Origin of the sequence: Serratia sp. 201 (genome assembly GCF_037027545.1) — a bacterium.
In the GTDB taxonomy this organism is placed as follows: Bacteria; Pseudomonadota; Gammaproteobacteria; order Enterobacterales; family Enterobacteriaceae; genus Serratia; species Serratia bockelmannii.
In genome coordinates, this window is sequence record NZ_JAXCHC010000001.1 from 724154 (window position 1) to 743028 (window position 18875).

The 18875-nt window shown below is 57.5% G+C and carries 17 protein-coding genes; 11 read left to right on the top strand and 6 right to left on the bottom strand.

Translation table 11 applies throughout. The features are described from left to right. Nucleotides 1-3: 3 nt before the first annotated feature. Nucleotides 4-717: a response regulator transcription factor gene (locus WA302_RS03980; RefSeq protein WP_049295257.1), complete on the bottom strand. Its 714-nt coding sequence runs from the start codon at nt 715-717 to the stop codon at nt 4-6. Between the two features lie 150 nt (nt 718-867). On the opposite strand from WA302_RS03980, the gene WA302_RS03985 reads away from it, so the two are divergent. The 4 genes from WA302_RS03985 (at nt 868) to WA302_RS04000 (ending at nt 3151) form a co-directional block, all read left to right on the top strand. After that, the gene (locus WA302_RS03985) at nt 868-1479 is read left to right on the top strand and encodes a cytochrome b/b6 domain-containing protein (protein WP_197822215.1); all 612 of its coding nucleotides are present in this window, start codon (nt 868-870) and stop codon (nt 1477-1479) included. A gap of 10 nt (nt 1480-1489) precedes the next feature. Further along, on the top strand, nt 1490-2266 hold the full coding sequence (locus WA302_RS03990; protein ID WP_049295259.1) for a molybdopterin-dependent oxidoreductase: 777 nt from the start codon (nt 1490-1492) through the stop codon (nt 2264-2266). 59 nt (nt 2267-2325) lie between these two features. After that, nucleotides 2326-2616: a pentapeptide MXKDX repeat protein gene (locus tag WA302_RS03995; protein ID WP_142590617.1), complete on the top strand. Its 291-nt coding sequence runs from the start codon at nt 2326-2328 to the stop codon at nt 2614-2616. A gap of 64 nt (nt 2617-2680) precedes the next feature. Further along, entirely contained in the window at nt 2681-3151 is a 471-nt protein-coding gene (locus WA302_RS04000; RefSeq protein WP_004939115.1) for a YkgB family protein, read from the top strand. A gap of 44 nt (nt 3152-3195) precedes the next feature. Here WA302_RS04000 and WA302_RS04005 read toward each other — a convergent pair whose 3' ends face one another. Further along, the gene (locus WA302_RS04005; protein WP_004939112.1) at nt 3196-5235 is read right to left on the bottom strand and encodes a choline transporter; all 2040 of its coding nucleotides are present in this window, start codon (nt 5233-5235) and stop codon (nt 3196-3198) included. A 400-nt stretch (nt 5236-5635) separates the two neighbouring features. Here WA302_RS04005 and betI point away from each other — a divergent pair, with 400 nt between their 5' ends. The 3 genes from betI to betA all read left to right on the top strand — a co-directional run bounded on the left by betI (nt 5636) and on the right by betA (nt 9527). Then, nucleotides 5636-6238, top strand: a complete 603-nt coding sequence (gene betI / locus WA302_RS04010) for a transcriptional regulator BetI (protein ID WP_025302109.1) — start codon at nt 5636-5638, stop codon at nt 6236-6238. Between the two features lie 14 nt (nt 6239-6252). Beyond that, nucleotides 6253-7725, top strand: coding sequence for a betaine-aldehyde dehydrogenase (gene betB, locus WA302_RS04015; protein WP_016928486.1), 1473 nt, complete (start codon nt 6253-6255; stop codon nt 7723-7725). Nucleotides 7726-7859: 134 nt separating this feature from the next. After that, the gene (gene betA / locus WA302_RS04020) at nt 7860-9527 is read left to right on the top strand and encodes a choline dehydrogenase (protein ID WP_049208885.1); all 1668 of its coding nucleotides are present in this window, start codon (nt 7860-7862) and stop codon (nt 9525-9527) included. Nucleotides 9528-9636: 109 nt separating this feature from the next. Here the strand turns inward: betA and WA302_RS04025 are convergent, their stop codons facing one another. The 3 genes from WA302_RS04025 to WA302_RS04035 form a co-directional block, all read right to left on the bottom strand. Beyond that, nucleotides 9637-11262: an FMN-binding glutamate synthase family protein gene (locus tag WA302_RS04025; RefSeq protein ID WP_261456163.1), complete on the bottom strand. Its 1626-nt coding sequence runs from the start codon at nt 11260-11262 to the stop codon at nt 9637-9639. 185 nt (nt 11263-11447) lie between these two features. Beyond that, nucleotides 11448-12038: a LuxR family transcriptional regulator gene (locus WA302_RS04030; protein WP_004939094.1), complete on the bottom strand. Its 591-nt coding sequence runs from the start codon at nt 12036-12038 to the stop codon at nt 11448-11450. 21 nt (nt 12039-12059) lie between these two features. Then, on the bottom strand, nt 12060-12776 hold the full coding sequence (locus WA302_RS04035; protein ID WP_016928483.1) for an EAL domain-containing protein: 717 nt from the start codon (nt 12774-12776) through the stop codon (nt 12060-12062). Nucleotides 12777-13248: 472 nt separating this feature from the next. Here WA302_RS04035 and WA302_RS04040 point away from each other — a divergent pair, with 472 nt between their 5' ends. The 4 genes from WA302_RS04040 to WA302_RS04055 all read left to right on the top strand — a co-directional run bounded on the left by WA302_RS04040 (nt 13249) and on the right by WA302_RS04055 (nt 18287). Further along, nucleotides 13249-13806: a fimbrial protein gene (locus tag WA302_RS04040; RefSeq protein WP_041034152.1), complete on the top strand. Its 558-nt coding sequence runs from the start codon at nt 13249-13251 to the stop codon at nt 13804-13806. A gap of 81 nt (nt 13807-13887) precedes the next feature. Next, on the top strand, nt 13888-14616 hold the full coding sequence (locus WA302_RS04045) for a fimbrial biogenesis chaperone (protein WP_025302114.1): 729 nt from the start codon (nt 13888-13890) through the stop codon (nt 14614-14616). Between the two features lie 75 nt (nt 14617-14691). After that, nucleotides 14692-17253, top strand: a complete 2562-nt coding sequence (locus WA302_RS04050; RefSeq protein WP_025302115.1) for a fimbria/pilus outer membrane usher protein — start codon at nt 14692-14694, stop codon at nt 17251-17253. Then, nucleotides 17250-18287: a fimbrial protein gene (locus WA302_RS04055; protein ID WP_025302116.1), complete on the top strand. Its 1038-nt coding sequence runs from the start codon at nt 17250-17252 to the stop codon at nt 18285-18287. Before WA302_RS04050 ends, WA302_RS04055 begins: the two co-directional genes overlap by 4 nt. Before the next feature lie 58 nt (nt 18288-18345). Here the strand turns inward: WA302_RS04055 and WA302_RS04060 are convergent, their stop codons facing one another. Continuing rightward, a complete protein-coding gene (locus WA302_RS04060; RefSeq protein ID WP_025302117.1) occupies nt 18346-18804 on the bottom strand; it encodes a helix-turn-helix domain-containing protein in 459 nt (152 codons plus the stop codon). Nucleotides 18805-18875 lie beyond the last annotated feature (71 nt).

The following is an 18875-nucleotide window of genomic DNA, read 5'->3' on the forward strand; positions in this document are numbered from 1 at the left end:
GGCTCACTCATGCGGCGTGGCCGCGAATTTATAGCCCATGCCCCACACCGTGAGGATGCGCTCGGGTTCTGCCGGGTTGCGCTCGATCTTGATGCGCAGCCGGTTGATATGGGTGTTGACGGTGTGCTCATACCCTTCGTGCTGATAGCCCCAAACCTGATTCAACAGGCTGAGGCGCGAGAACACCTGGCCCGGATGGCGGGCGAAAAAATACAGCAGGTCGAATTCGCGCGGCGTCAGCTCGACCGGTTGTTGGTGCAGGTGCACCTCGCGGGCGATGGGGTCGATGGTCAGATCGTTGAAGCTGAGCACGCCGGCGTCCATGCGCAGGTTACGGCTCATGGCCTCCTGGCGGCGAAACAGCGCCTTGACTCGTGCCACCAGCTCCAGCATGGAGAAGGGTTTGGCCAGATAGTCATCGGCGCCCAGCTCCAGCCCCAACACGCGGTGCACCTCGCTGGAGCGCGCGCTGGTGATGATGATCGGTGTGTAGCGCGTCATGGTGCGCGCCCGGCGGCAAATCTCCAATCCGTCCACGCCCGGCAGCATCAGATCGAGGATGAGGGCATCCCAGCCGCCCTGTTCCAGCATCGCCATGCCCCGGTTGCCGTCGGCGGCGTGGCTGATGGCGTAACCCTCGTCACGCAGATGCAGCTGCAGCAGCTCGGCGATGTCGCCGTCGTCCTCGACGATCAAAATTCGTTTTGGCTTTTCCATTCTCATTACCGCTGATTGCCCGATCCTCTCTGAAGTCTACACAACCCCCACCGGTGGAGTTATCACATTTTATTTAACTTTGCGTGAGGTCTTGGGGAACAAATCCGGGGAATACTCGGCTCATCGCATCGTTAGCTGGCAGGAATCGTTATGAGCCTCACCCTCACTCCGGAACAACGACAGACCGTACACCCGCTGTGGCTGCGGTTGACGCATTGGCTGAATGCGCTGGCGATGCTGATCATGGTGACCAGCGGCTGGCGCATCTACAACGCTTCGCCGCTGTTCAACTTCAGCTTTTTCAACGAGCTGACGCTCGGGGGCTGGTTGGGCGGCGCGCTGCAGTGGCACTTTGCCGGCATGTGGCTGTTTGGCATCAACGGGCTGTGCTACCTGCTGCTGAACCTCACCAGCGGGCGCTTCAAACGCAAATATTGGCCGCTCAGCCCGAAGCAGTTTCTCGCCGATGTCGGCGCGGCGCTGCGCGGCAGGCTGCAGCACGCCGACCTGCGCCACTACAACATGGTGCAGCGCGTGGCCTATCTGTCGGTGATGATCCTCGGCGTGCTGAGCGCGCTGTCCGGGCTGGTGCTGTGGAAATCGGTGCAGTTTCCGCTGCTGCGCACGCTGCTCGGCGGCTATGAGGCGGCGCGCTATATCCACTTTTTCGCCATGTCTGCGCTGGTGGTCTTCGTCGCGATCCATCTGGTGATGGTGGCGCTGGTGCCGCGGACGCTGCTGGCCATGCTGCGCGGGCGTTAAGGAGTTCACGATGAAAAAGGATAAACAGATCATGACGATCGGCGAAGGGCAGGCGATCGTCAAAGAAGCGCAGCGGCTGTTGAGCGCGCCTTCGCGCCGCCGCTTTTTGCGCAATGGCCTGACGCTGGGCGGCATCGCCATGCTCACCGGCTGCGATCTCAGCGACAACGCCAACGTCGAGCAGGCGCTAAGCCGCATGTCGCGCCTCAATGATCGGGTGCAGGGCTGGCTGTTCAACGGCGATCGCCTGGCGCCGGTCTACCCGGAATCGATGATCACCCGGCCGTTCCCGTTCAACGCCTTTTACGCCGAGGAGGACGCGCCGGACATCAACGGCGACGACTATCGGCTGGAAGTGGCGGGGTTGGTGCAGGACAAGCGCGCCTGGAGCCTGCCGCAGCTGCATCGGATGGCGCAGGTCAGCCAGGTGACGCGCCATATTTGCGTTGAGGGTTGGAGCGCCATCGGCAAGTGGGGCGGTGTGCCGTTCGCCACCTTTCTCAAGGCGATCGGCGCGGATCTGAGCGCCCGCTACGTCAGCTTCAAATGCGCCGATGACTACTACACCAGCATCGACATGGCCACCGCGCTGCATCCGCAGACGATTATCGCGCTGACCTACGACGGCCAGATCTTGCCGCGCAAGTACGGCTATCCGATGAAGCTGCGCATGCCGACCAAGCTGGGCTACAAGAATCCGAAGCACATTCAGGTGATCGAGGTCACCAACCACTTCCCGGGCGGTTACTGGGAAGATCAGGGTTACAACTGGTTTGGCGGCAGCTGAGGCGGCCGCCGGCCATTCTCCGGCACTCCGGTGCCTTTGACATGACGGAAGGAAATACCATGAAAAAGTTATTCGCAATCATGATGTGTAGCGCGCTGATGCTGGGTGTGGCCGGCGCCAACGCCGCGGACGGCATGAGCAAAGACGCGATGAAAAAGGACGGCATGAGCCAGATGTCGCACGACGGCATGGCGAAAGATGGGATGAAGAAAGAGTGCATGGGCAAGGCGTGCATGAAGAAAGACAAGATGGGGAAAGACGCCATGAAAAAGGATGGCATGGCGAAAGACGGTATGGCCAAAGATGGCATGAAGAAAGACGAGATGAAAAAGGACGCGATGGGGCAGTAAGCCGCCGCACCCCGCGGTCGCAAGCGGCAAACCGCGGCGGCCGCGGGCAACATAAGGAGAGAGGATGATGCTGGCGACATGGCTGCGGCGCTTTCGGCGCTCGAACGGGGACGTTATCTTTATGCGTGCGGCGTTGGTGGTGATCTTCGCCGCCTTCGGCTACGCCAAATGGTTTGATTACGAAGCGCAGGGGTTAGTGCCTCTGATCGGTAACAGCCCGCTGCTGAGCTGGATGCATCAGGCGTTCGGCATTCGCGGCGCCAGTTATGCATTGGGCGTCGCCGAATGGAGCTTCGGTTTACTGTTGCTGGCGGGGTTCTGGTCGCGGCGGCTGGGTTTGCTGGGGGCGATCGGATCGACGGTGACCTACCTGACCACGCTGACGCTGATCTTTTCCACGCCGGGTGCCTGGGAGCCCTCCGCCGGCGGTTTTCCCGCCATGGCCGGGGCCACCAGTTTTTTAATTAAGGATCTGGTGTTGCTGGCCGGTTCCCTGGTGCTGCTGAAGGCCGATTTACCGGCCGAGCAGGCATAAAAAAGGGCGTAGCCTGGCTACGCCCTGTGGTTATTTCTCGGCCATCACATATCCGGGAAGGTCAGGGTGCCCCCCGGCGCTTCGCGATGAATGTGCAGGAAGTTCAGGTGCTTCTCGTACTGGTCGAGGATATCGCCAATCACCTGTTCCTTGCTGTAGTCCATCAGGTCGTTGCCCTGTGTGCCTTCCATCAGGAAGGTTTCCAGCCGGTAGTAGTGCGATTTACCGGAGCGGGCGCGGTAGGTGAAGCCCGGCACCGAGTAGCGCATCGGCCAGATCTGATAGATGAAGTTCTGTTCCTCGCCCAGGTGCACCAGCAGTTCCAGGTGGTTCAGGCGCTCGTCTTCGGTCGGCGGCACTTCGCTGAACTCCACTTTCGCGCCGCGCAACTCCAGCTCGCGCGCCACGTCCTGCATCGCCGGGCGGCAGACCTTATCCAGCATTTTCTGCGTGTACTGCGTGCCCGGGTAGTTCATCACCCGCGACAGACGCTGTTTCCAATTGAGCACATCGTGGCTGGAGACCGGCACCGGCGCCAGGGTGCTGAGCGCGCTGGCCTTGCGGTAGTCTTCCACCCGCAGCGATTTATACAGCCCGGCCATCACGAAGAAGATCACGAAGCTGAACGGCAGGCCCATGATCACCGTGGTTTTCTGCAGCGCCGGTACGCCGTCGGTCATCAGCATGCCGATGGTCAGCAGGCCGATGGCCACCGACCAGAAAATCCGCAGCCAGTTCGGTGCATCATTATTGATATCGGCCAGGCGCGAGGTGAAGTTACCCAGCACCAGCGAGCCAGAGTCCGCCGAGGTGACGTAGAACAGCAGGCCGGTGATGGTGGCCACCGAGGCGCTGAAGGTGAAGCCGGGGTATTGCGCCAGCAGGCTGTAGAAGCCGCGCTCCGGGAACTGCATCACTTCCTGAGCAAACTCGGCGTTGCCGTGGATGATCTGGTACAGCGCGCTGTTGCCGAAGATAGACAGCCACAGCAGGGTGAACACGAACGGAATGATCAGCGTGCCGACCACGAACTGGCGAATGGTGCGCCCGCGCGAGATGCGCGCCAGGAACAGGCCGACGAACGGCGACCACGCCACCCACCAGGCCCAGAAGAACAGCGTCCAGTTGTTCATCCACTCCACCGGCCGATCGAAGGCGAAGCTGTTGAGCGTCATGCCCATAAAACGGTTGACGTAATCGCCGACGTTGAGCACCAGCGCGTTGAGCAGGAACTCGGTGTCGCCAAAGAACAGCACGAACAAGATCAGGCCAAGCGCCAGCAGCACGTTCAGCTCGGACAGGATGCGGATGCCCTTGTTGACGCCCGAGGTGACCGAGATGGTGGCCATGATCACCGACAGCAGGATCAGCGAGCCCTGCACCGTCAGGTTTTCCGGGATCTCGAACAGCACCTTGAGGCCGTAGTTGAGCTGCACCACGCCAATGCCCAGCGTGGTGGCGATGCCGAAGATGGTGCCGAGCACCGCGGCGATGTCCACGCTGTGGCCGATCGGGCCGTTGATGCGTTTACCGAAGATCGGGTACAGCGCCGATCGGATGGTCAGCGGCAGATTGTAGCGATAGCTGAAGTAGCCGAGGGCGATGCCCATCAGCGCATACATCGACCAGCCTGTCAGGCCGTAGTGGAACAGCGTCCAGACCATCGCCTGGCGTGCGGCCTCCAGCGTTTGCGCGTCGCCTTCCGGCGGCATCATGTACTGGGTCACCGGCTCGGCGACTGAGAAGAACATCAGGTCGATGCCGATGCCGGCGGCGAACAGCATTGCCGCCCAGCTCATCAGGCTGAACTCCGGCTTGGACTGTTCCGGCCCGAGTTTGATCGAACCGAAGCGCGAAGCGGCGATAAACACCACGAACACGATGTACAGCGTCGCCGCCAGCAGGTAGTACCAACCGAAGGTGGTCGACACCCAATTCAGCGTGCGGGTGATCCACTGCCCGGAGAAGTCGGTAAAAAAGATGGTCATCAGCGAGAAGGCCAGGATCAGCCCCGCCGAGGTGAAGAAAACCACAGGGTTGAGGCGGTCCTGCTGCGGTTTGGAGGAGGTTTCGCGTGTTGTCATCGTCATCCTCTGAACTGAGTAAAATCGTGCCGCTCCGCATTTCGGGGCGCGTTGGCGCCGCCGGAAAACGGGCGAATGAAGGCGGCGACCATCCCCATGGGAATGGCCTGAAAAACGCCGCTTTCGCCTGTTGCTGAAGCACCGGAGCGCTTCGTGGCGGGAACCGCTTACAGCCACTGATTTTGGTCAGATTCGTTAATTACCTCACAAAAATCAGCCAGTTCCACAACCAGATAGTACAAATTTTTAACCAGGCGGCAATAAAATATATGCAATTTTTATTGAACGTTCAATCAAAAAAAAGTTTAATAGTCCTCATGATGACCTGAATCACGGGCGAAACGGCAGTGAAATTTGCCCGCTGAGATAAGGCCGAAGTCGGTTTTGTGAGAGTCGAAATATGCCAAAGGTAGGAATGCAGCCAATCAGAAGGCAGCAGTTGATTGATGCCACGCTCGCCGCGGTAAACGAAGTGGGAATGCATGACGCCACCATCGCGCAGATCGCGCGGCGGGCCGGCGTTTCCAACGGCATCATCAGCCATTATTTCAAGGACAAGAACGGCCTGCTGGAAGCCACGATGCGCTATCTGATCAGCCATCTGGGCGAGGCGGTGAAGCTGCGGTTGCAGGCGCTGACCGATAACAGCCCGGCGGCGCGGCTGCAGGCGATCGTCGCCGGCAACTTCGACGACAGCCAGATCAACAGCGCGGCGATGAAGACCTGGCTGGCCTTTTGGGCCAGCAGCCTGCACCAGCCGCAGCTCAACCGGCTGCAACAGGTGAACGGCCGCCGGCTTTATTCCAACCTGTGCGCCGAGTTTCGCCGCGTTATGCCGCAGCCGCAGGCGCGGTTGGCGGCCAAGGGGCTGGCGGCGCTGATCGATGGGCTGTGGCTGCGCAGCGCGCTGCGCGGCTCGGCGTTCAATCAGTCGCAGGCGTTGACGCTCACGACCGAATACATCACGTTCCAACTCCGGGGGCAGACGCCGCCCGGAGGCTAACTCAAGGAGATCCTATGTCCCGTTTTGGCTTGCAGAAGCTCTATATTCATGGCGCCTATGTAGACAGCACCGCTGGAAAAACCTTCAACGCCATTAACCCGGCGAACGGCGAAGTTCTGGCTGAAGTCCAGTCCGCCGGCGCTGAAGACGTCGATCGTGCGGTGGCCAGCGCGGCCAGCGGGCAGAAAGTGTGGGCGGCGATGACGGCGATGGCGCGTTCGCGCATCCTGCGTCGCGCGGTGGATATTCTGCGCGAGCGCAACGATGAGCTGGCGGCGCTGGAAACGCTGGATACCGGTAAAGCGATGTCGGAAACCACCGCGGTGGACATCGTCACCGGCGCCGATGTGCTGGAGTATTATGCCGGCCTGATCCCGGCCATTGAAGGCGAACAGATCCCGCTGCGCGACACTTCGTTCGTTTACACCCGCCGCGAACCGCTGGGCGTGGTGGCCGGCATCGGCGCCTGGAACTACCCGATTCAAATCGCGCTGTGGAAGTCCGCGCCGGCGCTGGCGGCGGGCAACGCGATGATCTTCAAGCCGAGTGAAGTTACGTCGTTGACGGCGTTGAAGCTGGCGGAAATCTACACCGAAGCCGGCCTGCCGGACGGCGTATTCAACGTGGTGACCGGCAGCGGTGCGGAGGTGGGGCAGTACCTGACCGACCATCCGGGCATCGCCAAAGTCTCTTTCACCGGCGGGGTGAAAACCGGCAAGAAGGTGATGGCCAACGCGTCGGGTTCGACGCTGAAGGAAGTCACCATGGAGCTGGGCGGCAAGTCGCCGCTGATTATCTTCGACGACGCCGATCTGGATCGCGCCGCCGATATCGCCATGATGGCCAACTTCTACAGCTCCGGCCAGGTGTGCACTAACGGCACCCGCGTCTTTGTGCCGGCGGCGCTGCAGGCGCAGTTTGAGGCGAAGATCCTCGAACGCGTGAAGCGCATTCGCCTCGGCGATCCGACCGATCCGCAGACCAACTTCGGGCCGCTGGTCAGCTTCGCGCACATGGAGTCGGTGCTGCGCTTTATCGAAAGCGGTAAGAACAGCGGCGCGCGCCTGCTGTGCGGCGGCGAACGCGTCACCCATGGCGAATTCGGCAAGGGCGCTTATGTGGCGCCGACGGTATTCAGCGACTGCCGCGACGACATGGAAATCGTGCGTGAGGAGATCTTCGGGCCGGTGATGAGCATTCTCAGCTACCAGAGCGAAGAGGAAGTGGTGCGCCGCGCCAACGACACCACCTTCGGCCTGGCCGCGGGCGTGGTGACCCACGATCTGGCCCGCGCACACCGCGTGATTCATCAGTTGGAAGCCGGCATTTGCTGGATCAACACCTGGGGCGAGTCGGCGGCGGAAATGCCGGTCGGCGGCTATAAGCAGTCCGGCGTCGGCCGCGAAAACGGCCTGACCACGCTGGAGCACTACACCCAGATCAAATCGGTGCAGGTCGAGCTGGGCGAATACGCCTCGGTATTCTGATCTTCCCGTCGCCTTTCGAGCCGCAGCCGCGTTGGCTGCGGCCGACACTCCTCGAGAGCCAAATACACCGCCTGCTTCGGATCAGCGCTTCGCGTTTTCGCATCGTGCAGGCCTATAAAGTAAGGAGATAATGAATGGAATTTGACTACATCATTATCGGTGCCGGTTCCGCCGGCAACGTGTTAGCCACCCGATTGACCGAGGACGCCGACGTCAGCGTGCTGCTGCTGGAAGCCGGCGGCCCGGATTACCGGATGGATTTCCGTACTCAGATGCCGGCCGCGCTGGCGTTTCCGCTGCAGGGCCGCCGCTATAACTGGGCGTATGAAACCGATCCTGAGCCGCACATGAACAACCGCCGGATGGAATGCGGCCGCGGCAAAGGGCTGGGCGGTTCGTCCCTGATCAACGGCATGTGTTATATTCGCGGCAACGCGATGGATTTCGACAACTGGGCCAAGGCGCCGGGTCTGGAAGACTGGACCTATCTGGACTGCCTGCCGTATTTCCGCAAGGCGGAAACGCGCGATATCGGCCCGAACGATTACCACGGCGGCGATGGCCCGGTGAGCGTCACCACGCCGAAGGCCGGTAACAACGAACTGTTCCACGCCATGGTGGAAGCCGGCGTGCAGGCGGGCTATCCGCGCACCGACGATCTGAACGGTTACCAGCAGGAAGGCTTCGGCCCGATGGATCGCACCGTGACCCCGAAAGGGCGCCGCGCTAGCACCGCCCGCGGTTATCTGGATCAGGCGCGTTCGCGGCCGAACCTGAAAATCGTCACCCATGCGCTGACCGACCATATCGTGTTCGACGGCAAGCGCGCAGTGGGTGTCAACTATCTGCAGGGCGACAGCAATCAACTGACCTATGCCAAAGCGCGCCGCGAAGTGCTGCTGTGCGCCGGCGCCATCGCCTCGCCGCAAATTCTGCAGCGTTCGGGCGTCGGCCCGGCGGCGCTGCTGAAAAGCCTGGACATCAACGTGGTGCACGATCTGCCGGGCGTCGGAGAAAACCTGCAGGACCACCTGGAGATGTACCTGCAATACGCCTGCAAGAAACCGGTGTCGCTGTACCCGGCGCTGCAATGGTTTAACCAGCCGAAGATCGGTGCGGAGTGGCTGTTCAACGGCACCGGCGTCGGCGCCAGCAACCAGTTCGAGGCCGGCGGCTTCATCCGCAGCCGCGCAGAGTTCGCCTGGCCGAACATTCAGTATCACTTCCTGCCGGTGGCGATTAACTATAACGGCAGCAACGCGGTGAAAGAGCACGGCTTCCAGGCGCACGTCGGCTCGATGCGTTCGCCGAGCCGCGGCCGGGTGCAGGTGAAATCGAAAGATCCGCGTCAGCACCCGAGCATTCTGTTCAACTACATGGCGACTGAACAGGATTGGCAGGAGTTCCGCGACGCTATCCGCATCACGCGCGAAATCATGGCGCAGCCGGCCCTGGACGAATACCGTGGCCGCGAGATAAGCCCAGGGCCGGACGTGCAGACCGACGAACAGCTGGACGCCTTTGTGCGCGAGCACGCCGAAACCGCCTTCCACCCGTCCTGCTCGTGCAAGATGGGCGAGGATGAGATGGCGGTGGTCGACGGCCAGGGCCGGGTGCACGGCATGGAAGGATTGCGGGTGGTGGATGCGTCGATTATGCCGCTGATCATCACCGGCAACCTGAACGCCACCACCATCATGATCGCCGAAAAGATCGCCGACCGCATTCGACAGCGTGCGCCGCTGCCGCGTAGCACCGCCGACTACTACGTCGCCGGCGATGCGCCGGTGCGCAAGCAGTAACCGACACGCCCTCTCGCCGTTGAGGGGGAGGGCCGCCGTAGCAAGCAACCCCTCTCCATATGCTCTTCCCCAAGGCGAGGGGGCAACTCTCTTTTTATTCCTTATCCCATCATGCCGCCGGCAGCGAGATTGCCTGATCGAAACTGTTGGGCGTCGCCATGCGCCACATGCGGGCGTAGAACTCGCTTTTGATCTCCGGCTGCAGCAGCGCGCCCGGCTCCAGGTAGTAATAGATATCGGCGTATACCTTGATCTCGGTCGGCGTGATGCGGCGCAGCATATGGTGCGAGGTCAGCTGCTCCGGGCGGCTGACGCCGGCCGCCGCCAGCATGTCCGCCAGCGCTTTCACCGTATTTTGATGGAAGTGATAGACGCGCTCCGCCTTGTTCGGCACCACCAACGCCTTCTGACGCAGCGGATCTTGCGTCGCGACGCCGGTCGGGCAGTGGTTGGTGTGGCAGCTTTGCGACTGGATGCAGCCGACGGCGAACATGAAGCCGCGCGCCGAGTTCACCCAGTCGGCGCCGAGCACCAGTACGCTGGCGATGTCAAAGGCGCTGATGATCTTGCCGCTGGCGCCAATCTTGATTTGGTCGCGCAGGCCGCAGCCCACCAGCGTGTTATGCACGAACAGCAGCCCTTCGCGCAGCGGCATACCCATATAGTTGGAGAGTTCGAGCGGGGCGGCGCCGGTGCCGCCTTCCTTGCCGTCCACCACGATGAAGTCCGGCAGAATGCGGGTGTGCAGCATCGCCTTGACGATGGCGACGAACTCCCACGGGTGGCCGATGCACAGCTTGAAACCGACCGGTTTGCCGCCTGACAGCTCGCGCAGCTGTTGGATGAACTGCATCATTTCCAGCGGGGTGGTGAAGGCGCTGTGCGAAGCCGGCGAGATGCAATCGACGCCTTCCGGCACGCCGCGGGTGGCGGCGATTTCCGCATCCACCTTCTTCGCCGGCAGAATGCCGCCGTGGCCGGGTTTAGCGCCCTGGCTGAGCTTGATTTCAATCATTTTCACCTGCGGGCTTTGCGCCTGTTCGGCAAAGCGGCGCGGATCGAAATGGCCGTCGGCGGTGCGGCAGCCGAAATAGCCGCTGCCCAGCTCCCACACCAAATCGCCGTTGTTTTCGCGGTGATAGCGGCTGATGCTGCCCTCGCCGGTGTCGTGGTAGAAGTTGCCTTTGGCCGCGCCGAGGTTGAGCGCGCGGATGGCGTTGGCGGAGAGCGCGCCGAAGCTCATCGCCGAAATGTTGAAGATTGACGCGGAGTAGGGCTGGCGGCAGTCGGCGCCGCCGATGGTGACGCGAAAACTGGTCGGATCGGCGGCTTCCACCGGCCGCATGGAATGGCCGATGCACTCATAGCCGGTTTGGTACACATCCAGCAGGGTGCCGAACGGCTTGTCGCCCATCTCGTTTTTCGCTCGGCGATACACCAGCGTGCGCTGGGTGCGCGAAAACGGGATCTCTTCATTGTCCTGCTCGAGGAAATACTGGCGCAGTTCCGGGCGGATGAACTCGAAGAAGAAGCGCAAGCGACCGATGATCGGGTAGTTGCGGCAAATGGCGTGGCGTTGCTGCGTGAGATCGTAGATACCCAGCACCATCAGGCAACCGCAGGCCAGGGCCGTCAGCCAGAACCACGGATGATTGTGCATCATGATCAAGAAAACCAGGGTGAGCAAGATGCTCAGCACAAAGCAGGTATAGCGGCTGAATAAGGACGACTTCATAACATCTCCTGATGTTTATTTTAATCCACACGACATGACTCACGGATAATCCGTGTGCAAATCGTAACCAACAGGAGGGGATGTTGTGTGTCTGTTGCTGCTTTGTCGCCAGTTGTTACATTAATTTAACGTGGCGGAAGGGGGGCGGGTTGCCGCGCGGCGAACCGCGCAACAAGCCTGGGTATTTATTTGCCGGCGACGAAGATGGTGCTCATGCTGCGCAGCCGCAGTTTTTTCATCGCGCTGTATTTCTGCGAGAAGATGGTTTTCGGGTGCGTGCCGCGCTTTTCCGCAATGTGCAGCAGGCTGTCGCCACGCAGCAGGTTGAAGATCACGTCGCTTTCCGCCGGACTGAGCTCGCGGGTTTTCTGCACCCGGATACCGCCCGGTTCCTTGCTTTCCAGCAGCCGCTGGATTTTTTCCTGCAGCGAATAAAGCGGAATGCGGGTGGAGACCAACTCGACGGAAATCCCCAGGATCGACAACAGTTTCACTACCCGCTCGTCGTCATAAAACACCAGCAGGCGCGTCTTGCTGTTGTACTGCTGATGCAGGGACACCAGGCTTTCGATCACGTTGACGCTCTGTTCCAGGTTTTGCGAGGTGAAAATCAGCGCAATATCGTGCTTGGTGATCTTCTCTGCTTTGGCGCCGCCGTGCATGAAATCGGAAAACAGGCGGATATCGTACGCGCCGTAGTGTTTCTTTAGCAGCACCGACAGGCCAACATAGCTGTACTTACACTCACTAATCACAAGAACGTTGTTTTTAGACATAGGGCAAACACCAATACCGAGTTAAAAGTATTCAGCTGTAAGAAGCGAGTTCAAATCCTTGATGCTGGATTCCTTCCACAGCTTTCCCTGCAGTGCGTAATATGGCATTTCATCCAGCCATTTCTTGTGTTCGGGAGTTTCAACTCCTTCGATAATTACCTTGTAATGATTAAGGTAAAAAAAGCGCAGTAACGCGCGCATCAAGCCCTCGCCGCCGGACTTTTTCATGAAGTCCCAAAGCAGAAAACGGTCGAGCTTAACGAAGCGGAACTGGCTGTTGTACAACGCGGAAAAACCCGCATAGCCAGAACCAAAATCATCGAGCCAAAATGAATAACTATTCAATGACGGATCGCCGTGCACGCGATCTTTCACCAGCCGGGTTGAATTCTCGCTGATCTCAAAATGAATACAGCGCAGGGCATTAATTCTTTCGGCAAAGTGAGTATTCGCCAGCGATTGCAGGGAATAATCGTCAACATTCAAAGTGGCTATCACTTGGTTTTCATGAAACCAGTGTTTGTATTTATCGATCAGATTGATCTGATCCATCAAAATCTCAATCCGGGTGGCGCTGTCGGCGTGACGAAAGAACTGTTCAGGAGAAAAATGGGCGTATTCGCTATTAAACGTAAAGCGAGACAGACATTCAACGGCCAGCAATTGTCCCGATTTCGCGAACATTGGCTGAAAAACATAATTAATGCCGTTATTTTTCTCTCTGAAAGAACCGCTCATTTCCCAATCCTTGGATTGATATTTAACTTGTTGATTTTAAATGCTTAAAAAGAAAGTTACTCCAAGTTTATTGGTAAATTTCTTATTTAAAACGTCAGGATGGCCGAAGCGTGTCGACAGACCATTGAACGCGTAATTCGTGCCAAATTCCAAACGTCGCAATATGTTACTAAATGTAAATATTTGGGATAATATTCTGATTTTCAGGCCTTAATGCAAAATCTTGAACTCTGAAGCTTTCCCAAACACAGATTATTCCTATTCATATGAATCGTCAACATCGATCGATAGGTATCCTCCGATAGTTTATTCCTATCAAGAGGGGCCTTATGAATGTTTTAAACGATTTAACATTAAGAATATGCTTAGTCTATATTTCGTCCGGCAATGGATTCATCGGGCTTCATTCCTGACAAGGAGTAGCATCGCTGAATGTACTTTATAAGCGTATTAATTCATCGAGAGTCTAAATATGAAAATCTCTAAACTGTCTGCTGTATTGGCATTGGCTGTAAGCACTGCTGCTATTTCTTCTTTCTCTGCTCAAGCTGCTGACGGGACTATTACTTTCAACGGTAAAGTGACTGACCAAACTTGTACTATCAGCACCCCAGGCGGTAAAGATTTCACCGTAACTCTGCCAACTGTTTCTGCTTCTACTCTGGCAACTCAGAGCGCAACTGCTGGCCGTACTCCGTTCGCGATCAACCTGACCAAATGCTCTAAAGGCCAGGTAGCTACTTATTTCGAACCGGGCGCTACTGTTGATTTCAATACTGGCCGTCTGAACAACCAGGCGCAGACTGATGCTGCAACTAACGTGCAGATCCAGCTTCTGGGCAGCAACAACCAATTCCTGCCTATCCTGGCTGCTGGTGCTAATGGTGCGCAGAATAACTCCCAGTGGGTTACCGTTGCTAACGAAGGCGACTCTGCTGACCTGAACTACTACGCTGAATATTACGCTACCAACGCTGCCGGCGCTGGTGATGTGACTTCTAGCGTTCAGTACACCATCATTTACCAGTAAGTAATATTTCTTTAAGTAATATTCTTATTCGGGTGGGGGAGTTATGCCCCCACCGTTTTCCCTTACCGTAGCGATAAGATAATGAAGAACTCATTTAAAAAATACAGCATATTGCTGAGCGCCATGCTTTTCAGTAGCAGCGTTTTTTCCAGTGTCATTATTAACGGTACTCGTATTATTTATCCGGGAAAGCAACGGGAAGTTACCGTCCAATTATCAAATAATGGTGCTTCACCGGCACTTATTCAGTCTTGGATTGATGAAGGCGACGCAAAAACCACACCAGAAAACAGCAAAGCGCCATTTATCGTTTCACCGCCAATCAGCCGTGTTGAACCGGCTACCGGCCAAGCGCTGCGCGTTTCATTGACCACGGCGAGTTTGCCGCAAGACAAAGAATCCTTGTTTTGGTTGAACGTACTGGAGATCCCGCCAGCACCAACCGGGGCAAACAATGGCGCACCTGAAAACTTTTTACAGGTGGCATTCCGTACCCGCGTAAAACTGCTGTATCGGCCGACCGGTCTGGCGGGAGAAGCGAATGATGCGCCGGAAAAACTGCAGTGGAGCTTCAGCGCTGGGGGCGTCAGCGTGAAAAACCCAACGCCGTACTATGTGTCATTTACCGAGATTAATGCTGTCGTGAACCAAAAACGTGTGCCGTTGGCCCCGCACGGCGACATGCTGGCACCCGGACAGGAAAAGACATTGTCGTTCTCCGGCGACAGCGCGCGCATTGCTGACATTGCCTACACCACTATTAATGATTTTGGCGGACGCGTGTCCCGTACTAAGAATAAGCAAAAGTAACTCTTGGAACAGAGCCTCAGGCCCAGAGCAATTTATTTCAGAGGGCGAGCTTAATTTGGTAAAGGAATGCTTTATATGAAAGAGTTACCTATCTCTGCAGCTGTTAAAATGGCGCTGTCCAATTATAAATCGATTCTGCTGTTAACCGGTAGCGCGCTCTGTCTGGCGGCCCCTGCGACGTCTTGGGCGGAGGGGGTTGCCGATAGCAAAAAGCCGGCAGCACCGGTTGAAGCGACTTTTAACAGCAGCTTCCTGATTGGGGAAGCGCAGGGCGTGGATCTTTCACGCTTCCGTGATGGTAACCCGATCTTGGCGGGAAAATATTCGCTCGACGTGTATGTGAACGGCGAGTGGAAAGGCAAAAAAAGTATCGACTTTAAAAACGTGCCGGGGAAAAACAGCGCCGATACCTGTTTTAGCTTACTGTCGTTGGATGAGTTCGGTGTGGATACCGCCACAATGAGCGGGGATCCTGCCGTTAATACCGAGACGTGCAAAACGCTGACTCAATGGGTACCGGAAGCCTATTACCGCTTGGACACCAGTACGCTGCGCATGGATATCAGCATCCCTCAGGCGGCGCTGCGCCGCAGCGCTCGCGGTTATGTCGATCCGCGCTTCTGGGATCGCGGTATTACCGCCGGCAGCCTGTCGTATAATTTCAATGCGTTCAATACCCACAGCTCTGCCAACGGCAGCAACTCCGATTCAACTAATGCATATTTAACGTTGAATGCCGGGTTAAACGTGGCGGGTTGGCAGCTGCGTCACGATTCCAACGTGAACTGGCGTTCTAACGACAGCACCCATTGGCAAAACACCGCGACTTACGCGCAGCGGGCAATGCCGTCTATCCGCGGCATGCTGACGTTGGGCGACAGTTACACCAGCGGTGATTTCTTCAACTCCATCGGTTTTCGCGGCGTGCAGATCGCCACGGACGATCGCATGCTGCCTGATTCATTGAACGGGTATGCGCCGGTTGTGCGTGGGGTCGCGCAAAGCAACGCCCTGGTGGAAGTACGTCAGAATAACCAGCTGATCTACCAAACTACCGTCGCTCCGGGCGAGTTCATCATCAACGATCTCTACCCTACGGGTTACGGCGGCGATCTGAATGTCACCATTAACGAGGCCGACGGCAGCAAACGCCAGTTCAGCGTTCCCTATGCTTCGGTAGCGCAGATGCTTCGTCCAGGTATTCAGCGTTATGCCATCACTGCGGGTCGAGTACGCGATGATAATTTAAGCAAGGAACCCGACATGTTCCAGGCGACTTATCAGCGCGGTTTTACCAACATTCTTACGGGATACACAGGCGGGATCGTCAGCGATGGCTATGGTGCAGTGCTGGTGGGCAGCGCGGTCGCGACACCGGTTGGCGCATTTGCGCTGGACGTCACGCAGTCCAATACCCGCTTGAAGCAGGGCGACCAATCAGGCCAGAGCTATAAGCTCAGCTATAGCAAGTTGATGACCGAAACCAACACCAACTTCACGATCGCTGCTTATCGCTATTCGACTTCCGGCTACCTCTCTTTGCAGGATGCCGTCTACTCCCGTGACAATGAGCGCAAGGGTTTAAGCGCAGATGCGGTTAACCGCCAGCGTAGCGAATACCAGCTGACGCTGAACCAAGGGCTGGGCGACAATTACGGTTCCTTGTACATCACCGGTTCGGTACGCGACTACTGGAACCGTGGCGGGAGCACCAAGCAGTACCAGGTGGGCTATAACAACTATTATGGTCGTGTGACCTATGGCCTTTCCGCCATGCGCACCTCGGATATGTATAACCGAGATGAGACTCGTTATTACCTGACACTGTCGATTCCATTCAGCGTCGGTTCGCAAACCCTGAGCCTGAACAGTTCACTGGGCTACACCGACAACGGTTACGACAGCAGCCGTGTGGGCATGAATGGTTCAACCGGCGAAGACAACAACATCAGCTATAGCGCTACGTTAGCCAACGATCGTTCAGGCGGCACCAACAGCAGCGTGAGCGGTGAATACCGTAGCCGTTTCGCCACGATGAACGGGTCCTACAGCTATGGTAAAGATTACCGTCAGTCGTCGATCGGTGCATCGGGCAGCGTGGTTGCCCATAGCGGCGGCGTCACGCTGACACCGCAACGCGGACAGACCATGGTGCTGGTGGAAGCGCCAGACGCCGCTGGCGCGATTGTGACCAACTCGCCAGGCGTTCGTATCGATGACAACGGTTATGCTGTGGTTCCTTATGTTGCACCATATCGCATGACGAGCGTAACGCTCGATCCGAGCGGCATGTCACGCGATGTTGAATTGGAAAGCAGCAGCCAACAGGTTGCGCCATATGCCGGCGCGGTTGCCCGGTTGGAATTCAAAACAACGAAAGGCCAGGCATTGATCATTCATGCGCTCGGCCCTGATGGCAACGCGCTGCCGTTTGGCGCTGAAGTGCTGGATACCCGTAATCAGGTGGTCGGCATTGTTGGGCAGGGCAGTCGCATCTACTTGCGTACCGAAGCTAAGAAAGGTTTGTTGCAGATTAAGTGGGGCACACAGCCAACGCAGCAGTGCTCTGTCAGCTATAGCGCCAAGGCGCAAAGCAATAATCCTGACTACGAAATTATTGAAGCGAGTTGCAAATGATAAAGTTTACGCGTGTTCCACCGCTGAATAAAGCGCCAGCGAAATGCCTGATGCTGCTCGGACTGCTGATGGCGGGCGGCCAGAGCGCTTACGCCGCCTGTTACGTTAATAATGGTTACAAGGCGCAGGTGATCAACATGAAGCTTGGGCGCGTGCTGGTTACGCCAAGCAGCCAGGTTGGAGACACCTTGGTCACCGGTCAGTTCGCGATTAACCCGGTCTCCGGTTATGGTCGTTGTTATAACGGCGGTAGCGCGATTGGGCAGATCCTCCAGGGCAGCCGGACGAGCTTCAGCAATGTATGGAGCACCAATATTCCAGGTATCGGGATTCGTTTATACCGTGAAGCGGGGACAATAAGTACTTATTATCCCCACACGTTGGCATTACGGGGTAATACAACCGTCAACCTGAATGGCGGTTACTTTAAGATCGACATTGTGAAAACCGCCGCGCAAACCGGCACCGGCCAACTGGTCCCAGGCAAGTACACGACTTACTATATGGATGGTTCCGGTCAGGGATTGCCGATGCTGGAATCGATCGTCGATGCCAACAGCCTGACGATCGTGACGTCGACTTGCAACGTGGACAGCGGTTCCAAGAACAAGGTGGTTAATCTGGATACTGTCACTGCAGCCTCGTTTGGCGGCGTAGGTTCAACGCAGGGTGAAAAAGCATTTGATATCAATATCAATTGCGTTGGCGGCGTTGGTGAGGATCTGTTGCCAGGCAGTGCGGGACAAGGGATCGTCAATGTGCGTTTTGACTATACGCAGGATGCTTCCAATGCACCTGGGGTGATCAAATCCGAGCCTGGCGCCAACACAGCATCCGGTGTTGCCGTCCAGCTGTTGACCGGCAATACGACCCAGCCGATCAAAAATGGCGATGCGGTCAATGCCGGACGTACCATTCCCAACCAGGCCAATACCTTAACGCTGCCGCTGAAGGCACGCTACTATCGCACCGGTTCGACGATTAAAGGCGGCAATATCAAGTCGACCGCCACCTTTACCATCGAGTACAACTAAGTCGCGTTCCGACGAAAAAGCCAATGGGTTTTATCCATTGGCTTTTTTGCGTTATCGATTAACGCAGCCCCATCCAGCTGGTGCAAACGCCTTCCGGCGGTTTGCCGGCGTACCAGCGTGGCAGCGTGGGGGCATCATGGTGCGATTCAGCCTGCGCCTCTATCGGCTGTGCCGGCCACTCCGCAACATCCCAGCGGGTGGTACGGCGATACACCGCCGGGGTTTTACCGAACTGTTTCTTGAAGGCGCGTGAGAACGAAGGCTGAGAATCGAAATGGTATTGCAGGGCGATATCCAGGATCGGACGCGGGGTGGAGCGCAGCGCCTGCGCCGCCTGCGACAGGCGCCGCTCGCGGATATAGCTGCCGAGCGCGTGGCCGGTGGTGCTGCGGAACATGCGCTGCAGGTGCCATTTGGAGTAGCCCGACTTGGCGGCGACGTTATCCAGCAGCAGCGGTTGGTCCAGATGAGTTTCAATCCAGTCTAGTAAATCGTGAATGATATTGACGCGATCCATGGTTTTAGTTCTCCCGCAAAAACGACATTCAGGTCACAGTGACTTAGCTTAATTATCCAAGAATATACTTT

What these genes read in the sequence shown, in the direction of transcription:
- WA302_RS03980 (WP_049295257.1), bottom strand. Translation starts at nt 717, where the DNA reads ATGGAAAAGCCAAAACGAATTTTGATCGTCGAGGACGACGGCGACATC.
- WA302_RS03985 (WP_197822215.1), top strand. Translation starts at nt 868, where the DNA reads ATGAGCCTCACCCTCACTCCGGAACAACGACAGACCGTACACCCGCTG.
- WA302_RS03990 (WP_049295259.1), top strand. Translation starts at nt 1,490, where the DNA reads ATGAAAAAGGATAAACAGATCATGACGATCGGCGAAGGGCAGGCGATC.
- WA302_RS03995 (WP_142590617.1), top strand. Translation starts at nt 2,326, where the DNA reads ATGAAAAAGTTATTCGCAATCATGATGTGTAGCGCGCTGATGCTGGGT.
- WA302_RS04000 (WP_004939115.1), top strand. Translation starts at nt 2,681, where the DNA reads ATGATGCTGGCGACATGGCTGCGGCGCTTTCGGCGCTCGAACGGGGAC.
- WA302_RS04005 (WP_004939112.1), bottom strand. Translation starts at nt 5,235, where the DNA reads ATGACAACACGCGAAACCTCCTCCAAACCGCAGCAGGACCGCCTCAAC.
- betI (WP_025302109.1), top strand. Translation starts at nt 5,636, where the DNA reads ATGCCAAAGGTAGGAATGCAGCCAATCAGAAGGCAGCAGTTGATTGAT.
- betB (WP_016928486.1), top strand. Translation starts at nt 6,253, where the DNA reads ATGTCCCGTTTTGGCTTGCAGAAGCTCTATATTCATGGCGCCTATGTA.
- betA (WP_049208885.1), top strand. Translation starts at nt 7,860, where the DNA reads ATGGAATTTGACTACATCATTATCGGTGCCGGTTCCGCCGGCAACGTG.
- WA302_RS04025 (WP_261456163.1), bottom strand. Translation starts at nt 11,262, where the DNA reads ATGAAGTCGTCCTTATTCAGCCGCTATACCTGCTTTGTGCTGAGCATC.
- WA302_RS04030 (WP_004939094.1), bottom strand. Translation starts at nt 12,038, where the DNA reads ATGTCTAAAAACAACGTTCTTGTGATTAGTGAGTGTAAGTACAGCTAT.
- WA302_RS04035 (WP_016928483.1), bottom strand. Translation starts at nt 12,776, where the DNA reads ATGAGCGGTTCTTTCAGAGAGAAAAATAACGGCATTAATTATGTTTTT.
- WA302_RS04040 (WP_041034152.1), top strand. Translation starts at nt 13,249, where the DNA reads ATGAAAATCTCTAAACTGTCTGCTGTATTGGCATTGGCTGTAAGCACT.
- WA302_RS04045 (WP_025302114.1), top strand. Translation starts at nt 13,888, where the DNA reads ATGAAGAACTCATTTAAAAAATACAGCATATTGCTGAGCGCCATGCTT.
- WA302_RS04050 (WP_025302115.1), top strand. Translation starts at nt 14,692, where the DNA reads ATGAAAGAGTTACCTATCTCTGCAGCTGTTAAAATGGCGCTGTCCAAT.
- WA302_RS04055 (WP_025302116.1), top strand. Translation starts at nt 17,250, where the DNA reads ATGATAAAGTTTACGCGTGTTCCACCGCTGAATAAAGCGCCAGCGAAA.
- WA302_RS04060 (WP_025302117.1), bottom strand. Translation starts at nt 18,804, where the DNA reads ATGGATCGCGTCAATATCATTCACGATTTACTAGACTGGATTGAAACT.